At 69.4% G+C, this 23,129-nt stretch carries 20 protein-coding genes; 9 read left to right on the forward strand and 11 right to left on the reverse strand.

Annotation, left to right across the window (positions count from 1 at the left end; translation table 11 throughout):
• Positions 1-32: 32 nt before the first annotated feature.
• Both D7X32_RS22465 and D7X32_RS22470 read right to left on the reverse strand, forming a co-directional pair.
• A complete protein-coding gene (locus D7X32_RS22465) occupies positions 33-1,328 on the reverse strand; it encodes an MFS transporter (protein WP_120604619.1) in 1,296 nt (431 codons plus the stop codon).
• A 28-nt stretch (positions 1,329-1,356) separates the two neighbouring features.
• Entirely contained in the window at positions 1,357-3,423 is a 2,067-nt protein-coding gene (locus D7X32_RS22470) for a methyl-accepting chemotaxis protein (protein WP_120604620.1), read from the reverse strand.
• 91 nt (positions 3,424-3,514) lie between these two features.
• Between D7X32_RS22470 and D7X32_RS22475 the strand changes: the two genes are divergently transcribed.
• Positions 3,515-4,561: a histone deacetylase family protein gene (locus tag D7X32_RS22475; protein WP_120604621.1), complete on the forward strand. Its 1,047-nt coding sequence runs from the start codon at positions 3,515-3,517 to the stop codon at positions 4,559-4,561.
• Positions 4,562-4,649: 88 nt separating this feature from the next.
• Here D7X32_RS22475 and D7X32_RS22480 read toward each other — a convergent pair whose 3' ends face one another.
• A complete protein-coding gene (locus D7X32_RS22480; RefSeq protein ID WP_120604622.1) occupies positions 4,650-6,206 on the reverse strand; it encodes an FAD-dependent monooxygenase in 1,557 nt (518 codons plus the stop codon).
• 97 nt (positions 6,207-6,303) lie between these two features.
• On the opposite strand from D7X32_RS22480, the gene D7X32_RS22485 reads away from it, so the two are divergent.
• Entirely contained in the window at positions 6,304-7,098 is a 795-nt protein-coding gene (locus D7X32_RS22485) for a helix-turn-helix transcriptional regulator (protein WP_158625738.1), read from the forward strand.
• A 278-nt stretch (positions 7,099-7,376) separates the two neighbouring features.
• Positions 7,377-8,603 carry a FadR/GntR family transcriptional regulator gene (locus tag D7X32_RS22490; protein ID WP_120604624.1) on the forward strand — a complete coding sequence of 409 codons (1,227 nt, stop codon included), beginning with the start codon at positions 7,377-7,379 and terminating at the stop codon, positions 8,601-8,603.
• 64 nt (positions 8,604-8,667) lie between these two features.
• On the opposite strand, the gene D7X32_RS22495 is transcribed toward D7X32_RS22490, so the two are convergent.
• The 5 genes from D7X32_RS22495 to D7X32_RS47595 form a co-directional block, all read right to left on the reverse strand.
• Positions 8,668-9,291, reverse strand: coding sequence for an LURP-one-related family protein (locus tag D7X32_RS22495; protein ID WP_120604625.1), 624 nt, complete (start codon positions 9,289-9,291; stop codon positions 8,668-8,670).
• Between the two features lie 41 nt (positions 9,292-9,332).
• Positions 9,333-10,142: a hypothetical protein gene (locus D7X32_RS22500; RefSeq protein WP_120604626.1), complete on the reverse strand. Its 810-nt coding sequence runs from the start codon at positions 10,140-10,142 to the stop codon at positions 9,333-9,335.
• Positions 10,143-10,252: 110 nt separating this feature from the next.
• Positions 10,253-12,175: a S8 family peptidase gene (locus tag D7X32_RS22505; RefSeq protein WP_120604627.1), complete on the reverse strand. Its 1,923-nt coding sequence runs from the start codon at positions 12,173-12,175 to the stop codon at positions 10,253-10,255.
• A 127-nt stretch (positions 12,176-12,302) separates the two neighbouring features.
• Positions 12,303-12,956, reverse strand: coding sequence for a glutathione S-transferase family protein (locus tag D7X32_RS22510; protein ID WP_120604628.1), 654 nt, complete (start codon positions 12,954-12,956; stop codon positions 12,303-12,305).
• A 63-nt stretch (positions 12,957-13,019) separates the two neighbouring features.
• Positions 13,020-13,154 (reverse strand): hypothetical protein, encoded by a 135-nt coding sequence (locus tag D7X32_RS47595; protein ID WP_279635603.1) that lies wholly within the window; start codon positions 13,152-13,154, stop codon positions 13,020-13,022.
• Positions 13,155-13,275: 121 nt separating this feature from the next.
• Between D7X32_RS47595 and D7X32_RS22520 the strand changes: the two genes are divergently transcribed.
• The 4 genes from D7X32_RS22520 (at position 13,276) to D7X32_RS22530 (ending at position 18,665) form a co-directional block, all read left to right on the forward strand.
• A complete protein-coding gene (locus tag D7X32_RS22520) occupies positions 13,276-15,207 on the forward strand; it encodes a SulP family inorganic anion transporter (protein ID WP_120604634.1) in 1,932 nt (643 codons plus the stop codon).
• A 207-nt stretch (positions 15,208-15,414) separates the two neighbouring features.
• Positions 15,415-16,146, forward strand: a complete 732-nt coding sequence (locus D7X32_RS22525) for a DUF6310 domain-containing protein (RefSeq protein ID WP_341868149.1) — start codon at positions 15,415-15,417, stop codon at positions 16,144-16,146.
• Positions 16,143-16,898 carry a DUF5953 family protein gene (locus tag D7X32_RS45520; protein ID WP_167506501.1) on the forward strand — a complete coding sequence of 252 codons (756 nt, stop codon included), beginning with the start codon at positions 16,143-16,145 and terminating at the stop codon, positions 16,896-16,898. Before D7X32_RS22525 ends, D7X32_RS45520 begins: the two co-directional genes overlap by 4 nt.
• A gap of 96 nt (positions 16,899-16,994) precedes the next feature.
• Positions 16,995-18,665 carry an arylsulfatase gene (locus tag D7X32_RS22530; protein ID WP_120604630.1) on the forward strand — a complete coding sequence of 557 codons (1,671 nt, stop codon included), beginning with the start codon at positions 16,995-16,997 and terminating at the stop codon, positions 18,663-18,665.
• A 60-nt stretch (positions 18,666-18,725) separates the two neighbouring features.
• Here D7X32_RS22530 and D7X32_RS22535 read toward each other — a convergent pair whose 3' ends face one another.
• Together D7X32_RS22535 and D7X32_RS22540 are read right to left on the reverse strand one after the other, a co-directional pair.
• Positions 18,726-19,106: a hypothetical protein gene (locus D7X32_RS22535; protein WP_120604631.1), complete on the reverse strand. Its 381-nt coding sequence runs from the start codon at positions 19,104-19,106 to the stop codon at positions 18,726-18,728.
• 22 nt (positions 19,107-19,128) lie between these two features.
• On the reverse strand, positions 19,129-19,335 hold the full coding sequence (locus D7X32_RS22540; RefSeq protein WP_120604635.1) for a hypothetical protein: 207 nt from the start codon (positions 19,333-19,335) through the stop codon (positions 19,129-19,131).
• Positions 19,336-19,726: 391 nt separating this feature from the next.
• Between D7X32_RS22540 and D7X32_RS22545 the strand changes: the two genes are divergently transcribed.
• Both D7X32_RS22545 and D7X32_RS22550 read left to right on the forward strand, forming a co-directional pair.
• Entirely contained in the window at positions 19,727-20,728 is a 1,002-nt protein-coding gene (locus D7X32_RS22545) for a formylglycine-generating enzyme family protein (RefSeq protein WP_120604632.1), read from the forward strand.
• A gap of 38 nt (positions 20,729-20,766) precedes the next feature.
• Complete coding sequence (locus D7X32_RS22550; RefSeq protein ID WP_120604633.1) at positions 20,767-22,179, forward strand: DUF2254 domain-containing protein; 1,413 nt, start codon at positions 20,767-20,769, stop codon at positions 22,177-22,179.
• A 102-nt stretch (positions 22,180-22,281) separates the two neighbouring features.
• On the opposite strand, the gene D7X32_RS22555 is transcribed toward D7X32_RS22550, so the two are convergent.
• Positions 22,282-23,129, reverse strand: an 848-nt coding sequence (locus D7X32_RS22555; RefSeq protein WP_120604636.1) for a threonine/serine exporter family protein, incomplete at its 5' end; no start/stop codon positions are given.

Here is a 23,129-nt window from a genome sequence, read left to right on the forward strand (position 1 = left end):
GCGCGCGGGGGCGGCTGGGGCACATTGCCCCATCAGGCGTGGGGATTGGCCTGGGGTGACAGGGGCGCCGCCATCCCCTGGGACGGGGGCACCGCCAGGGCCCGGGCCTGTTCACGCGAGCGCACCCGCCCCTCCACCACCCTCAGCATGACGGGAACACCCACCGCCAGCCCGATGGACACCCAGGCGATGGTGTCCATGCCACCGAGCGTCCCGTCCGGCAGGTCCACCAGCAGGCGCGACGACAGGAAGGCCCCCAGCGCGGAGGCCATGTGCTGGGTGGCGGACTGCAGCGACATGAAGCGCGCGCGCACCGGGTTGTCCGGCACGCGCGAGGTGAGCGTGTTGTACGCCACGTTGCGCACGCCCATGGCCAGCATGAAGACCATGAACAGCACGGGGATGGGCATCCACGCGGGGTAGTGCACGAAGCCCACGTACGTGGTGAGGGCCGACAGCGCCACGCCCACCGTGCCCACGCGGAAGGAGCCGAAGCGGTCCACCAGCGGCCCCGTCATCCGCAGCGTGACGAAGCTCACGATGCCGCCCGCGAAGTAGATGATCCACAGCCGGTCGCGCGGGTAGCCCAGGTTCTGCTGGAGGTACGCGGAGATGTTGGGGATGACGATGAAGCCGCTCATCATCACCAGCGCCGTCATCAGGTAGGACAGCCGCACGTCGGTGCGGCCCAGCAGTTCCCCCACGCCCAGGGCCCGGGCCGCGCTGCCTCCGGGTTGCAGGTGCCCTCGCACTGGCGGCAGGAGCCAGAGCGCGGCCACCACCACCACCAGTCCCAGCGCCGCCACCACGAAGAAGGGCAGCCGCCAGCCGCCCACCTCCGCCACCTTCAACGCCAGGGGTACGCCCAGCACGGAGGCCACGGAGAAGGACGCCATCACCGCGCCCAGCGCCCGGCCCCGGCGCTCCACCGGGATGAGGTCCGCGATGATGGACAGCGACAGCGCCGTCGCCGGCCCGCCGAAGAGGCCCGCGCACACCCGCGCCAGCAGCAGCGTGGACAGCCCCAGCGCCAGGCCCCCCGCCGCGGTGGCCGCGACGAGCCCCAGCATGCACACGGCCAGCGCCTTGCGCCGGTCGAACCGGTCCAGCACGTAGCCGCCCACCAGCCCCGCCACGCTCGCGGCGGCGGTGTAGCTGCCGCCAATGGTGCCGATGTGCGACGACTCGATGCCCAGCCCCTTCGCGAAGTCGGGGCCCAGCGGCATCACCATCACGAAGTCGAGGATGTTGACGAACTGCACCGCGCCGATGAGCAGCACGACGGCGCGCTCGGACACGGGACGGGAGGAGGCAGCGGACTCGGGCATGGACCCTTCAGGGGGAACGGCTTGAGCGTCAGACACGGAAGCGGCGCACCTCGGCGCGCAGGATCTCCGCCTGGCGCGTGAGGTTGTCGATGGCCTCTTCCAGCTGGCGCACCGAGCGCGTCTGGTGCTCGGACACGCCCTTGATGGTCTCCACGGCCTTGAGCACCTGCTCGCTGCCCTTGGTCTGCTCCTTCTGGGCGCGGTTCAGGTGGGTGACCATCTCGTTGATGCTTTCGATGGAGCGGGTGATCTGCTTGCTGCCGTGCGCCTGCTCCTGGCTGGAGCGCTGCACGTGCTGGGTGAGCGTCTTCATCCGCTCGGCGCTCTTCATGATCTGCTCGCCGCCCCGGGCCTGCTCGTTGGAGGCCTGGGAGATCATCTGCACGGTGGCGGAGATGCGGTGGATGGCCGCCGTCACCTGCTTGCTGCCGCGCGCCTGCTCCACCGTGGCGCGGGCAATGGCCTTCACCATCTGCGTGGACTTCTGGGTGCTGTCGTTGATCTTCCGCAGGGCGCCTTCCGCCTCGCGGCCCAGCTGCACGCCCTCCTCCACGCTCTTGACGCCCTGGTTCATCACCACCACGGCGTTGCGGCTCTCCTCCTGCACGCCGCGGATGAGCTCGGCGATCTCCTTGGTGGACGCGCCAGTGCGCTCGGCCAGGTCCTTGATCTCTTCCGCCACCACCGCGAAGCCCTTGCCGTGCTCGCCCGCCTGCGCGGCGATGATGGCGGCGTTGAGGGCCAGCAGGTTCGTCTGCTCCGCCACGTCGTCGATGACGTTGAGGATGTTGCCAATCTCGCTGATGCGCCGGCCCAGGCTGTCGATGACGCCCGCGGCGGTGCGGCTGGTGTCCTTGATGCGGTCGATGCCGGAGAGCGTCTTGCGCAGGGCCTCCACGCCCGTCTGCGCGTCCTCGAAGACCTGTTCGGACAGGCGCGCCGTCTCGTTGGCGTTGGCGTCGACCTGACCGATGGCGGCGTCCATCTGGCTGATGGCGGAGGACGTGTCCTCCGTGGACGCGGAGAGGTCCTCGATGTTCTTGGCCACCTCCTTGATGGAGTACGTCATCTGTTCGATGGCGCTGGTGGTCTCCTCCACGCTGGCGGCCATGGCCTGGACGTTCTCCGCCACCTCGTCGTTGGTGGCGGCCATCTCCATGATGGAGGAGCTGCTCTCCTCCGCGCTCTGGTAGAGGACCTCCACGTTCTCCGCGATGCCGCGCAAGGAGGCCATCATCTCCACCATGGAGGACGACGTCTCCTCCACGCGCGACTGCACGGTGCCGGCGCCGGACGACACGGTGGTACCGGTGCGGTGGATCTGCTCGATGACGCCGGCCACCACGTCGGACACGCCGCGCACGCGGCCCAGCGTGTCGCGCCAGGACTGGGCCATGCGGTTGAGGGCTTCGGCCAGCTGGCCCAGCTCGTCCCTGCTGTTGCGCACGTCCGCGCGGCCGGTGAGGTCGGCCTCCGCCAGCTTGCGCGCCATGGACATCATCGCGTCCAGCGGGTGGAGGATGAACGCGCGCGAGATGAGGAACGCCACCAGGAGGAACAGCACCAGGCCCACGAGGAAGGCCAGCAGCACCGTGTGGCGCAGGGACTGGAGCACGCCTTCCAGCCGGGCTCCGTTCACCACCACCACGACCTCGCCGGGCACACCGCCCGCGAGCGTCACCGGCTCGGACACCGCCCAGTTGTCGTTGTCCTCGAACTCCAGCTTCTCCAGCGGTGGGAGGGGGCGCAGCTGGAGGCGCTTCTCCAGGCCCTGGGTGAACCATTGGGGCGCGGGCGCGGGATAGGTGGCGCGGGGCACGCCCTGATCGTCGAGCACCGCCACGACGCTGAAGTCGTCGTCCTGCATGTAGAGCCCGTCCAGGTTGGGGACCGGCTGGGTGCCCGCCTGCCTTTTGACCTGGATGCCCACCTCCTGGGCCTTGCCGTGGGCGTGCAGCGCCATGCGCTCCCTCAGGTGGTTGCCCACCTGGCGGGGAACGACGAAGTAGAGCGTTCCCAGGATGACGGCCAGCGCGAGGCCGAACGAACCCAGGAGGATGCCCCGGAGACCGGGTTTCTTGAGGCGACGTGGCAAGGCCGGCCCACTGTAGGGAGGGTGGCCCGTCCAGGGCAAGGAACGGACTTCCCCGCCTGCCAGGGCCGGACGCTGGGTTCCCGGGGACAGGATGCGTAAGGTCCAGGGGATGACCGCGACGCTGCTGCTCACCGACCCGCTCTTCCTCCAGCACGACGCTGGCGAGGGCCACCCCGAGTCGCCCGCCCGGCTGCGGCGCATCCTCCAGGTGCTGGCGCGCAACCCCATCGCGGGCACGGTGATGGCCCAGCCCCGCTCCGCCACGGACGCGGAGATCCTCGCGGTGCACACCCAGGCCCACCTGGACGCGATGGAGAAGCTGGGAGGCCGCTTCGAGCGCATCGACGAGGACACGGCGGTGTCGCCGGACAGCCTGGACGCGGCGCGGGTGGCGGCGGGCGCGGCGGTGCAGTCCGTGGAGGCGGTGATGGCGGGGCAGGCGAAGAACGCGTTCGCGCTGGTGCGCCCGCCCGGCCACCACGCGGAGCCGGACCGGGCCATGGGCTTCTGCCTCTACAACAACGTCGCCATCGCGGCGGAGGCCGGACGGCGGCTGGGGGCCGAGCGCGTGCTGGTGCTGGACTGGGACGTGCACCACGGCAACGGCACGCAGGCGGCGTTCTGGGGGCGGAGGGACGTGCTCTACCAGTCCGTGCACCAGTTCCCCTACTACCCGGGCAGCGGCGCGGCGCCGGAGGTGGGGCGCGGCGAAGGCCAGGGCTTCACGGTCAACTGCGGCCTGCCCGGCGGCAACACCGACGCGGACTACGGAATGATCTTCGAGGAGCTGCTGCTCCCGGTGGCACAGGCGTACCGGCCGGACCTGGTGCTGGTGTCCGCGGGGTTCGACCCGCACCGCGACGACCCCATTGGCGGAATGGACGTCACCGAGCGCGGCTTCGCGGCGATGTGCACGGCCGTGCGCAAGCTGGCGGAGGAGGTCTCCGGCGGGAAGCTGGTGCTGGTGCTGGAGGGAGGCTATTCGCTGGAGGGGCTGTCGAACTCCGTGCACGCGTGCATCGAGGTCCTGGCGGGGCGCGATGACAGCTTCGCGTCCGGCACCGTCAACGCGGACGCAAGGGCAGCGCTGGCCACGAGCCGAGCAGCGCTCAAGCCGTTCTGGGCCAGCGTGCGCTGACGGGCCGCTCCGGACAGCCTGCCGCGGGCCAGGATGCTCTACCGGTTCCGGAACGGCCTCCGCCGGCTGTCTCCTGTTGGGTCCTGGGTCAGGGACTCCTTTGGAGCTCCGCGCGAAACAGCAGTGCCTTCAGCGTTGCATCAAGGACGTGCTCCGCGTTCCGGACGGGCTCACTCCACCGCGCGGCCACCATGCCGTCTGGCCGCACGAGGCAGGCGCCCGCGTCCCCGACTCCATACGCGTGCTGCCAGCCGTGGACCTCATGGATCCGCAGCGGCATGCGCTCCGCGAGCCTCCGGCCCGCGCCCCTCCACGCCTCGCTTCCCGCGAGCAGGACGAAGCCATTGCCGAAGAGGTCCAGGGTCGACGTGCGGCCCTCCGCGCCGTCCAGCCACACGTGCGGCGCGCGCGTGCCCGGTTCGCCCGTGGGGATGAACGTCTTCGGCAGCGGCGGCCCGTCACCGTAGCGGTAGCCCAGGGTGACAGCGTCGTCCTCGACAAGCTCCTCGCCCTCCGGAAGCGCCTGCTTCGTCATCCTCAGCGCGAACAGCGCGGCCTGGTTCGCGGTGGCGGACGCCACGGGCCGCCGCTCGGCGTCGTAGGTTTCCAGCAGCGCGGGCCCCGCGTGACCGTTCAACACCGCTGCCAGCTTCCAGGCCAGGTTCGCCGCGTCGTGGATGCCCGTGTTGGCGCCAAAGCCTCCCGTGGGCGGCATCTGGTGCGCGGCGTCTCCCGCGAGAAACACACGGCCTGAATCGAAACGCTCCGCGACGCGCTCCGCCGCCTCCCACACGAACGTCCCATGGAACGTGGGCGCCAAGTCCGCGATGCCCGTGACGGTGCGCAGCCGCTCTGTCCACCGGGCCTCCGTGAAGTCAGCAGCCGTTTCACGGTTCACATCGAGCCGCGTCGAGTGGATCCACCGGTCCTTCACATCCGTGGCCACGATGACGCCGCCCGCTTCCGGATGCGTGAGCACCGCGAAGCCCAGCGGCACCTCCCGCTGCACGGGCGAGAGGTCCGCCTCGAAGAGGGTTGAGATGTTGTGGCCGAAGGAGCCCCGCCCGCGCTGCGTGATTCCCAGCGCCTCGCGCACCGGGCTGCGCACCCCGTCCGCTCCAATGAGATACGCCGCGTGCACGGTGGACACGGCTCCCGTCTCACGGTCGAGCACCGTGGCCCGCACGCCCTCCGCGTCCTGGGAGAAGCCCGTCAGCTCGTGCCGGAAGTACACCTCCACGCCCAGGCTCCTCGCTGCCTTCAGGAGGATGGGCTCCAGCCGGTCCTGTCCCAGGAAGACCAACGGGCACGGGCTGAGGTCCATCCGCTGCGTGGAGACCGTCTGGGTCTTCCACGAGTGCACCGGCCCCGCGAGCGTGACCGCCACCAACTCTCCGACGACCGTGCCGGGGGGAACAGCCCCGGCCCGCTCCACCTCCGCCCCCGCGCACGTCGAGCGCAGCAGCTCCACACTGCGCGCGTGGAAGCCCCGGGCACGGGGATGCAGGGACGTCCCGGCGTGCTTCTCGATGATCAGCGCACGCACACCCTGATGGGCGAGGAACAGCGCGGCCGACAGCCCCACGAGACCGCCTCCGACGATGAGCACGGGGACCTGACGCACCTGCGAGGGAGGGGCTTGCATGCCCGGACATATAGCGCCCGGTAGCGCTCCGGTCTTGGCGCAACGGGTGGTCCATTCGGCGAATCGTGACGGCCCACGCGGTGCTACCCTTCACGGAATGAGCGAGGCAGCGCACCGGCCCGTCCACTCCCTGCGCCGGGCCTTCGCTGGGAGCCGGATCGGCCGGGGCCCCAAGCACGACAACCAGTCCTTCGAGCTCACCTGGGTCCAGCAGGGTCACATCCAGTTCGACCTCGGGCACTCCACCGTCGACGCGGCGGCGGGGACGTGCGTCGTCCTCACCGACGAGGGGCAGAACACGCCCGTGGCCCGGGCGGCGGTGCTCCATCAACTCTGGCTGCCGGGAGCGTGGCTGGAGGAAGCAGCCGGAGCGCTCGGGCCCCGCGCGGGCGCGCCCAGGGTCGCGGCCGTCCACCCCGCGGACTCACGCCTCACCGCGCACATCCGGCTGGTGATGGAAGAGATTGGCCACGGGCTTCCCGCCAGTGATCCAGGGATGGGCGCGCTGATGGATTCACTGCTGTTCGCGCTCGTGCGCGGGAGCGCCCCGGAAGTTCCACACCGTCAGCGGGACGTGCGCATCCAGCGGGCCCTGGAGCGCATCAGCGTGGAGTACGCGGATGCACTGCGCGTGGAGGACCTGGCGGAGGCGGCGGGCATGTGCCGTTACTCCTTCCTCCGCGCCTTCCGAGCCAGCGTGGGCGAGAGCCCCTATCAGTACCTCCAAGCCTACAGGTTGGAGCGAGCGGCGGAGCGGCTCCGGCTGCGACAGGACGCCTCCGTGCTGGAGAGCGCGCTCGCGTGCGGTTTCGGAGACCCGGGCCGCTTCGCCCGGGCCTTCCGTGCGCGCTTCGGCTGCGCGCCCCGCGAGTACCGCGCACGCCACGACTGAGCGGGCCGCCAGAAGTTCGCCACCCCCTCCCGCGACCCGAAGTGCTCCGCGAGGACACGCGCCTCGCGGAGCGCGACAGTGGACCGCGCGGGTGTGCTGGAGCGGATGCCAAGGGCGTGGCCACGGGCAGTGGCGCCCTGCCGGGGGCGCCCTCTCCAAACTGGTCCGACAGTCGGACCAGTTCGCGCCGCCTGGAGCCCAAGGCCGCGCCGGCCCTCGCGTCCATGTCAGACCCCTGTGGTTTGGTGCGAGAGGCTTGGGCGAGGAGGGGGACGGTGATGGTGCGGGTGGGGCTCGTGGAGTATGTGGAGGAGCAGCTCGAGCGGGATATTTCGAGGGGGAGGCTGCCCAGGAGCGGGCAGTTGGGCTCGGAAAGGGTGCTGGCGCGCATCTACGGGGTGAGCCGGGGCACGGTGCGCGAGGCACTGCGGCGACTGGCGGCGCGGGGCCTGGTGGTGCAGCGCTCCGGGCGCAGGGCGCGCCCGGTGGCGCTGGATGAATCGCTGACGCTGGAGAACCTGGGCCTGGCGCTGCATGACGAGCGCTCCGAGAAGTGCCGGCGGCTTTTGGAGGGCTTCTTCAGCCTCAAGCGGCAGGTGCTGGTGGAGTTGCTGGCTGACTGCTGCGCGAGGGCTTCCAAGGAGGACCTGCGCCTGCTGGAGGGCGCCTGCTTCAGGCTGTGGGATGCGGCGAAATGGCACCCTGGAGCGCGCTGCGCGCAGTTGGAATTCGAGTTGCTGCGGCTTGCGGCCCGGGTGGCGGAGCGTCCAGGGCACCTGCTCCTCATTCAGTCGCTGCAGTGGGCCTTACGCGGCAATGCGTCCCGCCTGCGGTCCCTCATGGGCGGTGAGTCGCTGCGCCAGTGGGTCACCTGCGCCATGAATGCCCTGAGCGAGCGCGACGTGCGGGCACTCCAGCACGAGCTGCCGGTGCTGCTGAAGGCGTGCGACGAGCGCGTGCTGGACGACTTCGCCCCCGTCACCCAGGAACAGGAGTCTCCCGAGGCCGGGTGCACCCAGGAGGGCCTCCTTGGAGATTCCACGTCAGCCTCCGCGCAGGACGATGCGCTGGAGGCACGCCCTTGCGTTGAGGAGCATGGCCTCGGCGACCCCACGTCCGTTTCGCACCAGGACGATGCGAGGGAGGAACACTCCTGCGTTGAGGCGCATGGTCCCGGCAGCCGCGTAGCAGCCGCTGGGGACACCGAAGCGCTCGGCGGTACACCCTGTCCTCAGGGCGAGGCCCTTCCCTTGGAGCCCGACAGCGGGGCGCTGCTGTTTCCAGCCGCCCCTGGGCCCGCGGCCTGTGAGCCCGGTGAGGAGTGCGCGGGAGGGGGCGGGACGGACGCGGCCTTGGGAAACCTTTCCGACTGCCGGGCAGGTTGGAGCGCTTCGTCTCCGGAGAGGGAGCCTCCAGACCAGGCCTCCACGCTCCCGATCCCGCATGGTGAAGCGAAAGGAGAGCGGGCCGCCTCATGGCCCCCAGGCACCCACACCTCCGGCTGAGCCTGCTTCCGCGCCAGAGGCGTTCACGAAACCCTGGCGACCTGACGGATGTGACGCGGCGGCCTCACCCGCCAGACTGACGACCTTCAATCGCGCACAGGAGCACCGCCGCGGCGATACCCAGACGCCGGTCCAACCGGCGCTGTGTGTCCAGGGAGAAGTCCAGGTCGATCTTCTGGATGAACGGATTGAAGTGCTGCCGGAAGCTGAACACCTGCGCGTTGCCGAGGGTGCCGGTGAAGGTCTGCGGGATGAGGTTGGTGAGGAAGCGCCGCACGAGCGCCAGCAGCATGCTGTCCTCCTCGATCTTCCCCACCTCCTGGCCATCCACGTCCAGCACCAGCCACGTGTCGCGCAGCATGGAGCTCAGGGCCTTGCGGCGCAGCGCGCCCACCCGCTCTCCCGTCGCCGCGTCGGTGACGTCGTAGGTGGCGCCGAAGTCCAGGATGCTGCGGGCCTGGATGGTGATCAGCTCCTCCTGCATGTCCTCGCCGCTGTAGATGCGCAGGTCCTCCTTCAACTTGAAGGCCTTCATCTTCGAGTAGAAGGCGACGTTGCCCGCCTCGTCGTAGATGTGGAACGCGCCGCCGAACAGCTTGAAGAACTTGCGGCGGATCATGTAGCGGGACTGGCCGAAGCGCCCGGAGGCGAGCTCGCTCCGGGGACGGGTCTGGAGGGCGGAGGACATGCCCCCTTCCCTAGCGCGAAGCGGCACGCGGGGCCAGGGGCCTACTTCACGCCCTGCTTCGCCTTCATCTCATCCACGGCCTTCTGCGCGGTGGCGTGGATGTTGTCGAACTGGGCGCGGTACACGTCCGAGTGGCTCTTGCCCGTCGCGTCGTTCTTCACGTTCTGGCGCGCCCAGTAGCTGTCGAAACTGGGGTCCGCGCCCTCCAGGCGCTTGCCGAAGCGGTCCATCTCCTTGGGCCAGCCCTGGTTGTCGATGCCGTGCTTCATCACGTCGTGGTGGCGCTTGATGCCGTCGTACTCGATGCGCTCCATGTTCTTGGCGAAGTTCTCCCGCCGGGTGTTCAGGTCCCCGCCCACGGAGTGCTTCCCGCTGAGCGCGTTGACCTCGTTGCGGAAGGCCTCGCCCGTCACCGTGGAGAAGCGCTTCTGCTGCGCCACGTTGGTGGCCTCGAAGGCCATGACGCTGGCGCGCTTGGGACCCGTGAGGTCCGGCCGCAGGCCGATCTGGTTGTCCTTCTTGTAGAACATGCCGCCATGGACCTGGTCCTTGGTGACGACATTGATCGTCTTGCCATCGGAGGCCTTCGAGGCGTCGTCCGCGAGCGCGGCGTACTTCGGGTTCTTCAGCATCTCCTCATGCGCCATCTTGTCGTAGACGGCATGCATCGAGGGGTCCGTGGACGGCTTCTTCACCGGCTGCTGCTGCACGGCATCAGGCCCCTGGGTCCGCTGCTTCTTCTGCGGAGGCCCCTCCACTTCCGGCTTGCGGATGGGCGAGGTGAGGTCGTCGTGCTTGCGCTTCACCGGAAGCGAAGGACCTGAGCCGACTTTGGAGATGCCACGGGGCATGGGACGGACTCCTGGGGGATGCCGCTGAAGAGGGAACCCCAGGATAGCGTGAAGCCCTGCCCGTCGGACACGCCGCGTCACGCACGGCGTGTCCGAACTTCAAACATCCATCAGTAGCAGAGGTAGTTGTCGTTCCAGGCGTGGGGATCCGCGCCCTCGTGGATGAGCGTGCAGAGCTTGCCCGCGATGGGGCCCGACTGCGACCACGACAGCTGCAGCGGGCTGCTGGTGGGCACGCAGAGGTAGTTGTCGTTCCACGTGTGGGAAGCGGGCTCGGCGCCTTCGGTGATCTGCGTGCAGCGCATGCCTGCGATGGGGCCCGCGCTGCTCCACGCGAAGCCGTGGTTCACCGTGGAGCACAGGAAGTTGTCGTTCCACGTGTCCGGGTCGGACGACTCGTGCACCTGGGTGCAGTAGCGGCCTGCGATGGGGCCCGACGAGGACCAGGAGATGTCCGGCATCGTCTGGATGGCCTGACGCAGGTCGGGCAGCCGGCCGATGTTGCGCGCATCCGCCGCCTGCGCCGTGCCCGTGTTGGCCAGCAGGCTGCGCACGTAGCGCGGGTCGAGCGCGCCTGAGCCGCGCGCACGCGCCACGCCCTGGAGGCTCAGCGCGGAACCGGTGACGATGGGCGACGCGCTGGACGTGCCGCTGAAGGTGCCCGTGTAGTACTGATCCTCGCCGTAGGCGGAGCCGAAGAGGTCGCCGTAGCCCATGGACGCCACGCTCTCACCCCAGCCGTGCACGTCCACGCGCGAGCCGAAGTTCGTCCAGCACATGGGGACGCGCGTGGTGGCGGTGCTCGCGCCCACCACGATGGCGCCCGAGTCACGCACGTTGCGGTTGAAGACGCCGCCGTACGCGGCCTCGTCCAGGTTGGCGCTGCCGTTGCCCGCCGCCTCCACCACCGTCACGCCGTTGGCGGTGGCCGTGGCGATGGCGTCGTAGTTGGCCTGCCAGTACTCCATCGCGATGTAGTTGCACTGGCCCTGGTTGCAGGTACACGGCGTGCTGTCCGCCGGGCCCTGCGCGTGCAGTTCAATCAAGATGACGCCGCCACGTCCCACCGCCGACGCCGCGTTGGCGATGGCGGCGGCGGTGCCCTGCGAGGCCGCCGACACGCCCGCCGTCGCGCCGTGCGCGATACCTGTCACGCCGTAGCCGTTGGCCGTGCCCACGATCTCCCCCAGCACCGCGGTGCCGTGGTTGCGCCAGCTCAGGTCGTTGTACTGCGCGCCCAGCTGGGTGAAGAGGTCCGGCATGTCCTCGTGGGTGGTGCGCCAGCCGCCTTCGATGTCCACGAAGCGGATGCCCGCGCCATTGCCACCCGCCACGCCCCAGGCGAAGCGCGCGTCCACGCCACTGGGGGCCGCGTTGAGGTAGCCCTGGTTGCCTTCATAGAGCGGCGTCGTGGGCGCGATGTCCGCCGCGGCGAGCAGGGCGCGCAGCGCGGGCTCCATGCCGAAGTTCACCATGGCCGGCTCGGCGGGAGGCTCCGCGTACGCCACCTCCACGCTGTCCAGCGCGTTGAGCGAGGCGACGACTTCCGCCACGCGCTCGGCGGTGGTGCCGGGCATGAGCGGCACCTCGTAGTAGAGGTTGAGGTCCGCCAGCTGGCGGCCACTCTCGGACTCGCCCAGGACCTTGCGGGCCTCCAGAGAAGCCTCCGCGTCCGTGAAGAGACGGCGGAGCGCGGAGGCGCGGGGCGCGCGCTCCAGCAGGGCCTGGGCCGACTTCACGTCACCGTCGAGCCGGGTCTCGGAGAGCCCCCGCCCGGCGAGCAGCGAACGCTCGGACTGCGAACGCTCCGAGGCGAGCGAGAGCAGGACATTGCCACGCAGGCGCACGCGGCTGCCTTCGTGGAACTTCACCACCAGCCGCTCCACGGGCGTGCCCGACGGCAGTGCCTTCTGCAGGCGCTTGTCCGCGGCGACGCGGGGCTGCTGTTCCTGGGGGGCGGCGAAAGCGGTGGTGCTCAGCGTGAGCCCGACGAGCGCGCCCGTCAGGCGGGATGCGAAACGCGAAGTGGTCATCCGGTTCTCTCGGTGTGGAAGGGGACATCCTCGACGGAGTCACCGGGTCTCCCGCCCGGTTCCTCCGTCGGCCCACCACCCTAGAATGCCGGTCTGACAAGAAATACAGCGAAAGCCCGGGTAGGACTCAACCCTTGCGACGTTCGTGCTGCTCGAACGCTTCCAACTGCGCCGCCAGCGCTCTCTGGAACGCGGGGCGCGCCTCGCAGCGCTCCTTGTAGGCCTTGAGCGAGGGATGGGCGTCGAGCACGTCGGTGTGCCGCAGGATGCGCAGCACCGTGGTCATCATCAGGTCGCCCACGGTGAAGCGGTCCTCCAGGTACTGGCGGTCCTTCAGCCACGTGGCCAGTTCGCCCAGGCGCTGGTGGATCCGCGCCACCACGTCCGGCCGGTGGAGCTTCGCCCACTGGGCATCCGGGACGAAGAGGTCGATCTCCGCGAGCTGCTGGATGTGGATCTCCAGCGAGTTCAGCGCCGCGAACAACCATGAGAGCGCACGCGCCCGGCCCACTTCATCCGTGGGGAGGAGCACGTCGCTCTTCAACGCGAGGTGCACCAGGATGGCGCCCGATTCGAAGAGGGACAGGCCGTCCTCCTCGAACACCGGCACCTGCCCGAAGGGCTGCTGCATGCGGTAGTCGGCAGAACGCTGGACGTCTCCGTCGATGAGCCTCGCCTGATACGGCAGGCCCGCCTCCTCCAGCGCCCATCGCACGCGAAGGTCCCGCACCAGCCCCTGCGCGAACGGCGGCACCCACTTGAAAGCACTCACGGTGATCATGCCCGGCAGCCTCCCGCTCTCCGCGCGGGCATGACCAGCGTCATCTGAAACGCTTGTTCGCCGTCAGAACGCCGGGTTGAGCTGGAGCGTCAGCGGATGGGACAAACCCGGGTCGCGCGCGGCGCAGGAGGCCCCGCACAGCATCATCCCGGCCATCGGCCATCGGGTGACATTCGCGGTGTCGAACCTGCGGCTCACGCTCGACTGCCACCTCTTCGCGATGAGGGGCTGACCCAAGGGAGCGCGAGCCCGGGACATCCCCGGCCGCCCCTGCCCGCGGGACGATGCCGGTGTCGTGCCGGATGGCCATCTCGTGCGCATGGGAGACGAAGCAAGCCGGGGCTCCGCAGCAGGCCGCACCTCGTGGCTCAACCGCGTCAGCCCGTTCCTCGCGTCGCTGCGCGGCTACGACACGACGCGCTTGAAGAAGGACCTGGTGGGCGCGCTCACGGTGACGGCGCTGCACATCCCGGAGGGCATGGCCTACGCGCAGCTCGCCGGGCTGCCCCCGCAGGCGGCGCTGTACTCCACCCCAGCGGCGCTGGCGCTCTACGCGCTGTTCGGCAGTTCGAGGCAGCTCATCATCGCGGTGTCCGCCAGCGTGTCGGTGCTCTCCGCCGCCACGGTGGGCGCGCTGGCGCAGCAGGGCTCCCCGCGCTTCGTCGCGCTCACGGCCGCGCTGGCCCTGGTGGCGGGCGCCGTGGCCGTGCTGGCGGGCGTGCTGAAGCTGGGCCGCGTGGCGCAGTTCTTCTCCTCCTCCGTGCTGAGCGGCTTCGTGTTCGGGCTGGCGCTGATCATCGCCATCAAGCAGGTGCCGAAGCTGCTGGGCATCGAGGGCGCGAAGGGCGGCTTCTTCGAGCGGCTGGGCTTCATCCTCACGCACCTGGGCCAGACGCACGCGCTGACGCTCGGGGTGGGTGCGTCGAGCATCGCGGCGTTGCTCCTGCTGGGGCGGGTGTCCCGGCGCATCCCGGCCGCGCTCGCGGTGCTGGTGCTGGGCATCGCGGTGTCGTCCCTGTTGCACCTGGACGCCAAAGGGGTGGCCATCGTCGGGCACATCCCCGCGGGCCTGGTGCCGCCCCAGCTTCCGGACGTGGGCCTGGGCGACCTGGTGAAGCTGCTGCCGGGCGCGTGCGGCATCGCGCTGGTGGCGTTCGCGGAGGCCATCGGCCCGGCGCGCATGTTCGCCGCGAAGCACGGGTACGAAGTGGACCCCAACCGGGAGCTGGTGGGCCTGGGCGCCGCGAACCTGGGCGGTGGCATCTTCCGGGGTTTCGGCATGGGGTGCAGCCTGTCCAAGTCCGCCGCCAATGATCAGGCGGGCTCCACCACACAGGTGTCCTCACTGGTGACGGCGGGGCTGACGTTGCTGGTGGCCCTGTTCCTCACGGGCCTGTTCCGCGCGCTACCGGAGGCCACGCTGGGGGCCATCGTGGTGGTGGCCATCCTGGGGATGATGGACGTGAAGGCGCTGGTGCGGCTGGCGCGCCTGCGCCGGGCGGACTTCCTGGGCGCGGCGGTGGCGCTGGTGGCGGTGCTGGCCTTCGACGTGCTGCCCGGCCTGCTCATCGCGGTGGGCGTGTCGCTGTTCCTCACGGTCTACCGCGCCAGCAAGCCGCGCATGAGCGAGCTGGGCCGGGTGCCAGGGACGCTGGACCTGGCGGCCACGCACCGCGAGTCCTCCGCCATCACCCTGCCCGGCCTGCACGTCTTCCGGCCGGAGGAAGGGCTCTTCTTCGCCAACGCGACGTCGCTGCGGGACGAGGTGCTCGCCCGCGTGCGCGACGCGAAGGCGCCGGTGCGCGAGGTGTTGTTGGACCTGGAGCTGACGGACGACCTGGATGTGCCGGGCGCGGACATGCTGGCGGGCCTGCACGAGGACCTGTCGCACCGGGGCATCACCCTGGCCCTGGCCCGAGTGCACGCGCCGACGCTCCGGTTCCTGGAGCGCACGGGCGTGCTCGCGAAGGTGGGGAGACAGAACGTGTACCCGCAGGTGAGCGCGGGCGTGGAGGCCTGGATGGCGCATCACGAGTCCCAGGCCTGGCAGGAGTGGCGCCTCATCCGCGACGGCCTGTACCTGCTGCGCTCGCGCGTGGACGAAGCAGGCGCGGCGCTGCATGGCGAGGAGCGCCACCGGCAGGAGGACCTGCTCCTCCGGCTGGATGACGCGGACACACGCATGCGGGAACTGCTGCGGAACCTGCCGCATCCCGCGTCCGATGACGACTCGCGGAGCCCCACGCACTGAGCAGTATGGCGGGCTGGGCCCAGCGGCTACGCTCTGGTCCATTCATCGCTGTGTCGGCATCGTGCTGGGGGTCTTGCTGTCTGCTTGCGCCACGTCGGCGCCAGCGGGGTCAGAACATCGAGGTCCAGCGCTCGCAAACCTCCAGCGAGCAGCGAAACTGCCTTGGACGGATGAGGGGCGATGCGTCGTCCAGGAGGCGTCCCAGCCATGGCCGTGGTGGCGGAGCGGTGCTTTCCGGTCCTGGATATGGACCGGGTCCGGTTTCACGACACGACGGGACGGTGCACCGTGGCCTCCGCGGACGCGGCCGCGCTGGGGCTGGGGGTCTGCGTCCTGGCCGCACCTGAAATCGTCGTGGGGGCGGTGATTGTCGTCGGCGTGGTGATGGTCGCCGTCGCCATCAAGGAGGAGCTGGATGCGTATGCGTTCCGCCAGCTCTATCCGGAGGAGGTGACGTCCACGGTCGGAACAAGGACGGCGCCGAGGGAAACGCTGGCGAAGCGAAAGCCCCAGCCAGAGCCCTCAGGACAGGACCTGCTCCCACCGCTTCCCCCCAGGCACCGCGAGCGCCCCTCCCGCTGCCAACCCATCCCGGTGCCGCATCGGGGAGGCGATGATGATCACAACAAGTGCGCGGACCGCATCCCTCCGAACCGGTATCCCGGCATGGACGTGCTCGTGGATGGCAAGCATTTCGACGCGCTGCAGGTCGGTGCGCTTGTGCTGTGGGAGATCAAGACCGACCAGTTCGACACGTACAGTGTCTTCCTTCGGAACCGAGTGGTTGATGATCAAGTAGTGGAGATGCTCGAAGAATGGAACATCGCGCGCGCCTGTGGCTATGGATTCAAGATCGGCGTGAGTACCGAAGCACACAAGAAGGCACTGATTCGCCGTGATGACTCCCTTCCCATCGTCGTCACCGGGTGTAAACGATGACTTCGCCGTCCCACCTCGTCTTCACGGTTTACGCCCCACCACTTGTGTCCAACGACCCCCGTCCACCTGGGGTTGTGCGTGGAATGGAACAGGCGCTTTCCGGCCTGCGCATGGAGTGGGAGATCTCCAAAGAGGGGCAACCCATTGCGCTGCCACGACGTGACGCATGGCTTGCGGAGGCTGCGGCACGGAGGAAGTTCCCTCTCCTCTGCAACGGTGATGAGAGCTACGCCATCACAGTGAGCGGTTTGGAAGCCCCCGCTGGCCAGTCTCCAGGGAACCGAGCCGTTCTCAGCATCCAGGCGAATCTGCCACTCGACGCGCGCGTCATTGAGTGCGCGGCGAGGATGCTGGTGGCTATCGCGGAGAGCGCCCACGCGTATTGGGGGCATGCGTCAGACGATGGCTTCGGCTTGGAAATCTCGGAACAACTGCGGCGCGCCCCGGACGCGCCGAAGCTGTCCCCCCGGGGGCTCCCCATGCTGGAAATGCCATGGCACATTCGCTCTCCAGCGATTCCTCGGCACCTCGGCTGGCTGAACTACTGGTCCCCAGCCGCTGCGCAGGCCATCGGGTTCCCGGATCCGGCGCGCGACGCGGAGCTGCTGTCGCGCTCGCAGCGGACCCCTTCCGGAGGGTGGGTGGTCCAGCTCACGGAGGCCCCTCTCGACCTCGACAACCCCGCTCACATCGACGCGCTCCTGCGGGCCTACGAGCGGTTCCCCGCCATTGGCGGACGAGCCTCACCCTGAAGCGCGGACCTGCCTCCTGAGTGCCCGCCCGCCCCCGCCTCCCGGAACGATGTCCGGACCGGCCCCTGTGGGCACCTCGTGCCCAGGAGGTCTCACATGGCAAGCAAGGCGAAGCCCTCGGGCAATGGTCACGGCAACGGGCATGGGAAGCAGGCGAAGCAGAAGCCCAACATCCTGGTCATCTGGGGAGATGACATCGGCTTCTGGAACATCAGCGCCTACAACCAGGGGATGATGGGCTACCGCACGCCCAACATCGACCGCATCGCGAAGGAAGGCGCGCTGATGACGGACTGCTACGGCCAGCAGAGCTGCACCGCGGGCCGCGCGGCGTTCATCACCGGCATGAACCCGCTGAGGACGGGCCTCACCACCATTGGCATGCCGGGGGCGAAGTACGGCATCCAGGACTCCGACCCCACCATCGCGGAGATGCTCAAGCCGCTGGGCTACACCTGCGGCCAGTTCGGCAAGAACCACCTGGGCGACTCCAATCCCTACCTGCCCACGGTGCACGGCTTCGACGAGTTCTTCGGCAACCTCTACCACCTGAACGCGGAGTGCGAACCGGAGTGCCCCGACTACCCGAAGGACCCGGCCTTCAAGGCGCGCTTCGGCCCTCGCGGCGTGCTGCACAGCTGGGCCACGGACCGCCATGACGTCACCGAGGACGCGCGCTGGGGCCTCGTGGGCAAGCAGCGCATCGAGGACACCGGCGCGCTCACCAAGAAGCGCATGGAGACGGTGGACGGCGAGTTCCTGAAGGGGACGCTGGACTTCATGGAGCGCGCGGTGAAGGACGGCAAGCCGTTCTTCCTCTGGCACAACACCACGCGCACCCACGTCTTCACGTACCTCCAGGAGAAGTACAAGAACGCCACGGGCTACGGCCTCTACGCGGACGCGATGCGGGAGCTGGACGACATCGTGGGCGTGCTGCTGGCCAAGCTGGACGAGCTTGGCATCGCGGACAACACCCTGGTGGTGTTCTCCACCGACAACGGCGTGGAGAAGATGGGCTGGCCGGACGGCGGCAACAGCCCGTTCCGCGGGGAGAAGGGCTCCACGTGGGAGGGCGGCGTGCGGGTGCCGTGCGTGGTCCGCTGGCCGGGCGTGGTGGAGCCGGGGCGCGTCATCAACGACATCTTCGCGCATGAGGACTGGATGCCCACGCTGGTGGCGGCGGCGGGTGGCACGACGGACCTCGCGGAGAAATGCAAGCAGGGCTACAAGGTCGGGGACAAGACCTTCAAGGTCTACCTGGATGGATACGACCAGCGAGGGCTGCTGGCGGGCACGGAGGAGGGCCGCCGGCACGAGTTCATCTACGTGCTCGACAGTGGCAACCTCGCGGCGGTCCGCTACAACGACTGGAAGATCATCTTCAGCTACCAGGACGGCGAAGGCCCGGACATGTGGTTCAGCGGCAAGCGCTTCAACCCGGCGTGGCCCTACCTCATCAACCTGCGCTCGGACCCGTTCGAGTACGCAACGCACTCCGGCCTCTACACGCAGTGGTACGCCGAGCGCATGTTCACCTTCGTCCCGGCGCAGATGCTGGTGAAGAAGTTCGCGGACAGCCTCATCGAGTTCCTGCCCAGCCAGGCGCCAGGCAGCCTGAGCATCGGGCCGATGAAGGAGCGCGTGAAACAGAAGATGGAGGAGGAGCGCAAGCGGCAGGAAGAGCCCAGCGTCGGAGATCAGGTCATGACGCTGGCCAACGAGGTGGAGCAGCTCATCCACCGCGTCCAGCAGTCACATACGTAGCCCAACCCATCGCCACCGTCGGATGGAGCATCGACGGCGGTGGCGGTGGTGCCCCACCCGCTACTTCGGCTCCGGAGGCCCCAGCTCTTCCGGAAGAGGCGTCCGGAGGAACTTCAGGCCCTTGGGCAACTGGATGACCTGAAAGCCCCGACCATCGATCCTGACGAGCGCACCATCGACGGCTTCTCCACTGGACAGCCACGCATCCGCATCCGCCTGGGTCGCGAACTCTCTCGCGATGGGGACATGAGCCGACGGGTCGGAGAACTCCCGATGGTACTCAAGAAATCCGTCCAGCTTCTTGAGCCGGCGGAGATAGAGCAATGAGACCGCCGCGAGTTGAACAGCGGCCTCTTCCTTGGAGCCGGGCGGGTAGCTCTTGCTCACGGCATCCAGGATTCTCAGCGTCGACTCCATTTCGAACTCTTTGGAAGCGGTCATGGCCTCGTCCTGTCCGCGGTCACTAGAGCGCAAGCGGGGCGCGAATCAACGCCCCTGATCCGCCAGTGGCGACGACGAACGCCACGCCCGCGATGATGACGACAGCTCCAATCGCCAGCGCTGACCGGTGCGACCTCAACCAGGCCAGCGCACCCTCAAGGTTCAAGAACCGAAGCTCCGAGACGTCGCCCTTCCCTGCCGTCCGCTCCAGGTCCTCGATGCAATCCATGTAGCGTGCGCGGCACTCCTCCGTGCAGTACTCATGGTGCTTGCCAGAGCCCCACTTGAGGCTCGTCAACGGCGGGGCCGAGTTCCAGCATCGGTCGAAGCACGCGACATGCCCGGCATCACAGTCGCGTCCGCCGGCACCGCCTGCGTCTTCCGCGATGAGGTAGACACGCCGCGCTGGCTTCTGGGCATGGGAACCCCCTCCAGAAACGGCTGCAGTGAGCAGGAACCACGCGCAGAGGGCTTTGGACAGGGCTGCCTTCCGTCCTCGGACGTTTCTGGCCATCCGAGCTCCGACACGCACGTCAACGTGCTGACACCCTACCCGGTCCCCGGTGCGAGTGTCATTCCGCGCGCCGGGCCGGATGTTCTCCACTGGAGGACTTCAAGCCATGCACCGGAACGACAGCCGCGACGCCACTCCCGATGTGGAGCCCACCGACACCGCCGCGCGGCCCGGACGCGCTCCCTTCCCGGACATGGTGTGGATTCCTGGCGGCACGTACTGGATGGGCTCCGACCACCACTATCCCGAAGAAGCCCCCGCGCATCAGGTGACCGTCTCCGGCTTCTGGATGGACCGCTTCACCGTGACGAACGAACAGTTCGCCCGCTTCGTCGAGGCCACCGGCTACGTCACCGTCGCGCAGCGGCCACTCAACCCGGCGGACTATCCCGGCGCTCCTCCGGAGTCCCTCGTCCCCGGCTCGCTCGTCTTCCAGAAGGCCCCGGGCCCCGTGGACCTGGGCAACGTGGCCAACTGGTGGCGCTACCTTCCCGAAGCCTGCTGGAAGCACCCCGAAGGACGCCGCTCCTCCGTGAAACACCGCCGCGACCACCCCGTCGTCCACATCGCCTACGAGGACGCGGAGGCCTATGCCACCTGGGCCGGCAAGGCCCTCCCTTCGGAAGCCGAATGGGAGAAGGCCGCGCGCGGCGGCCTGGAGCGCAACGAGTTCTGCTGGGGCAATGACTTCACCCCGAACGGCGAACACCTGGCCAACACCTGGCAGGGCTACTTCCCATGGCAGAACCTCCGCGAGGATGGCCACGAGGGCACCTGCCCCGTCGGCGCCTTCCCAGCCAATGGCCATGGCCTGCATGAGATGGCCGGCAACGTCTGGGAATGGACCACCGACTGGTACCAGGAGCGCCACCAGGGAAACAAAGGCAAGGCGTGCTGCATCCCCGTCAACCCGCGCGGCCCTTCCACCGCGCAGGGCAGCCAGGATCCCTCCACGCCCGCCGTCGCCATTCCCCGCCGCGTCCTCAAGGGCGGCAGTCACCTGTGCGCCCCCAATTACTGCCGCCGCTACCGGCCCGCGGCGCGCTCACCCCAGGCCGTGGACAGCGGCGCCAGCCACATCGGCTTCCGCTGCATCGTGCGCCCGTAGGCGCACGCGCGGGGAAGCGGGGCACGGAGGTGGCACGGATGGCGGGCACGCAGGCGCTTCCTCACGCCAGGAGAGGGCACAGGGGACCCAGGCAGGCGCGCCGGCCGGAGGAAGGCCCGTCCCTGCGCTGGTGGATCCGGCACCGGCTGTGGATACCGCCCGTCCTGGGGGCCGTCCTGGGAGCCGGCCTGGGCGTCCTCTTCGTGCTGCCACCGCTCCCCGTGGCCCGGGTGCTGAGAGGAGTGGCCTGGTACGCCACGGCCACCGAGGCCCGGAGCATGCTCTCCTCGGTGCTGGGCATCACGCTGACGTCATTGAGCATCGTGCTCTCCCTGTCCATGCTCGTGGTGCAGAACGCAGCGGGGCAGTACTCACCGCGCCTGCTGCGCCTGTTCCTCCACAGCGCCGGCATCCGCGTGGTCATCCCGGTGTTCGTCGCCACGAGCGTCTTCTGCCTGGTGGCGTCGCAGGCGTTCGGCTTCGCGTCCGAGGCTGAACGCGCGCCGCGTCCGGCGCTCGCGCTGGCCATGGTGCTGCTCATCTCCAGCGAGGGGGCGCTCATCTTCCAGGTGCTCCAGACGCTTCAACTGATGCGGGTGGAGAACCTGGTCCGGCGGGTGCGCCAGGACACGCTGGGCGCCGCGCGGCTGCTCGAGCGGTTCCGGTCCGTGGACATCCAGGAGTCAGCACCGCTCCGCGCGCTCACGAAAGACCCGGAGCGTGGCTGGCCGCTCCGGGCCCGCGGTGACGGCTTCATCGCTTCCGTCGACGCGAAGGCCCTCCTGGAAGTGGCGACGGGGCACCAGCTCATCATCCACGTGGACCGAGCCGTGGGGGAGCCGGTGATTCAAGGTGAGCCGGTGGGCTGGATCGAAGCGGAGGCGCGCGGCCCGCGCTCACGGCGCGAGCCCACCGAGGCGCGCGTGTGCCGCGCCATCCGCCTGGACCGCTGGCGGGATGAGGACAGGGACATCGCCCTGGGGGTGCGCCAACTGGTGGATGTGGCCATCAAGGCCCTCTCCCCGGGAATCAATGATCCGTACACCGCGGTGGAGGCGGTGGACCAGCTGACGTTCCTGCTGTGCGAGCTGAGCCGGATGCACCTGGGGCCCCGCGTGCTCGCGGATGACTCCGGGACCCCGCGCGTGTTCCTGCGCGGCCCCGCGCTGAGTGACTACCTGGCGTTGGCCACGGATCAGATCCTCCGCTACGGCGCCACCGAACCCGCGGTGGTGCTCCGGCTCCTGCGACTGGCCGCCGCCGTGGGCCAGCTCGCGCGGGAAGCGGAAGACCGGCGCGCGGCGCGGGAGCGGCTCCACTCCATCCTGACCGTGTCGGAGCAGGCACATCCAGCGGCGCCGCGGCATGCGCTCCTTCGCCGTTACGCGGAGGCGCTGGAGCAGGGGCTCGACGGTGGCGCCTGGCCGCCGCTTCCGGCGATCGGCTTCTGATTCGCGCCCGCCATCTGCCTCACGAAATGGCGGGTGGGGCTGCTCGAGCGCAGGGGCTTGCGCCGCTTCCGCGGCACCGCCAGGCCCGTGTGTCCGGAGCCGCTACGCGCCGCCGGCGCTGGGCGGGACGGGCGAGTCGCGCTCCACGGAGAAGCGCGGCGGCACCACCACCGTGGCGAACACCAGCCCCAGCACCAGCTGGAGCGCCACCAGCAGCACGTTGAACAGCCGGTCATCATCCGCGCCCGCGACGCCCGCGCCCAGCAGCGCGACGACGGCCTGCGTGCCGATGAAGCCCGGCGCCAGCTGCAACATCCCGGGCATGATGACGGTCATGGGCATCCGGCCCCTCCCGCGCCCGTAGAGCAACCCCGCCACGCCCAGCACGAACGCGGCCACCAGCGGGCTGCCCCGGTCCCCGAGCACCATCTTCGTCACCGCCTGCGTCTCGTAGGCGATCAACACCCCACCGACAATCCATGCCACGTCGCGCGGCCGCCCCGACATGCACACCGACAGCGCCACGCCCCCCACCGCCACCAGGAAGAACGTCAGGAGCGGCGGCAGCGCGTGCGCCTCGACGGGTGGCGGCAGCGGCCAGGCGAAGCGCCACAGCGTCCCCGCCGCCGCGAAGCCCACGCCCAACATCAGGAAGCGCAAGAGGCCGTACATGAGCCGGGGCAGGCCCGCCTCCACCGCCCCCGTGGCCAGCTCCATCGAGCCCAGCGTCACCACCATCGCGGGCACCAGCAGCGTCGCCCCGCCAAACAGGGCCCGCGCCGCGTTGAAGGGCGGCAGGACGAACGTGAACGCGAGCGCCACCAGCGTCCCCAGGAACGCGGCCAGGAAGCTCTTCTGCAGGTCCAACCGCTGCGAGCGCAGCGTGCCGAAGTGGATGGCGCCCGCGAGGACGCCCACGAAGAAGGCCACGAGCATCTCCAGCCATGCCC

Origin of the sequence: Corallococcus carmarthensis, assembly GCF_003611695.1 — a bacterium.
GTDB classification, from domain to species: Bacteria; Myxococcota; Myxococcia; order Myxococcales; family Myxococcaceae; genus Corallococcus; species Corallococcus carmarthensis.

Coding starts and splice junctions, on each gene's coding strand:
- D7X32_RS22550 (WP_120604633.1), top strand. CDS start 20,767: ATGGCGGGCACGCAGGCGCTTCCTCACGCCAGGAGAGGGCACAGGGGA.
- D7X32_RS22540 (WP_120604635.1), bottom strand. CDS start 19,335: ATGGATTGCATCGAGGACCTGGAGCGGACGGCAGGGAAGGGCGACGTC.
- D7X32_RS22490 (WP_120604624.1), top strand. CDS start 7,377: ATGGTGCGGGTGGGGCTCGTGGAGTATGTGGAGGAGCAGCTCGAGCGG.
- D7X32_RS22485 (WP_158625738.1), top strand. CDS start 6,304: ATGAGCGAGGCAGCGCACCGGCCCGTCCACTCCCTGCGCCGGGCCTTC.
- D7X32_RS22480 (WP_120604622.1), bottom strand. CDS start 6,206: ATGCAAGCCCCTCCCTCGCAGGTGCGTCAGGTCCCCGTGCTCATCGTC.
- D7X32_RS22545 (WP_120604632.1), top strand. CDS start 19,727: ATGCACCGGAACGACAGCCGCGACGCCACTCCCGATGTGGAGCCCACC.
- D7X32_RS45520 (WP_167506501.1), top strand. CDS start 16,143: ATGACTTCGCCGTCCCACCTCGTCTTCACGGTTTACGCCCCACCACTT.
- D7X32_RS22465 (WP_120604619.1), bottom strand. CDS start 1,328: ATGCCCGAGTCCGCTGCCTCCTCCCGTCCCGTGTCCGAGCGCGCCGTC.
- D7X32_RS22535 (WP_120604631.1), bottom strand. CDS start 19,106: ATGACCGCTTCCAAAGAGTTCGAAATGGAGTCGACGCTGAGAATCCTG.
- D7X32_RS22500 (WP_120604626.1), bottom strand. CDS start 10,142: ATGCCCCGTGGCATCTCCAAAGTCGGCTCAGGTCCTTCGCTTCCGGTG.
- D7X32_RS22495 (WP_120604625.1), bottom strand. CDS start 9,291: ATGTCCTCCGCCCTCCAGACCCGTCCCCGGAGCGAGCTCGCCTCCGGG.
- D7X32_RS22530 (WP_120604630.1), top strand. CDS start 16,995: ATGGCAAGCAAGGCGAAGCCCTCGGGCAATGGTCACGGCAACGGGCAT.
- D7X32_RS22520 (WP_120604634.1), top strand. CDS start 13,276: ATGGGAGACGAAGCAAGCCGGGGCTCCGCAGCAGGCCGCACCTCGTGG.
- D7X32_RS22505 (WP_120604627.1), bottom strand. CDS start 12,175: ATGACCACTTCGCGTTTCGCATCCCGCCTGACGGGCGCGCTCGTCGGG.
- D7X32_RS22475 (WP_120604621.1), top strand. CDS start 3,515: ATGCGTAAGGTCCAGGGGATGACCGCGACGCTGCTGCTCACCGACCCG.
- D7X32_RS22510 (WP_120604628.1), bottom strand. CDS start 12,956: ATGATCACCGTGAGTGCTTTCAAGTGGGTGCCGCCGTTCGCGCAGGGG.
- D7X32_RS22525 (WP_341868149.1), top strand. CDS start 15,415: ATGGCCGTGGTGGCGGAGCGGTGCTTTCCGGTCCTGGATATGGACCGG.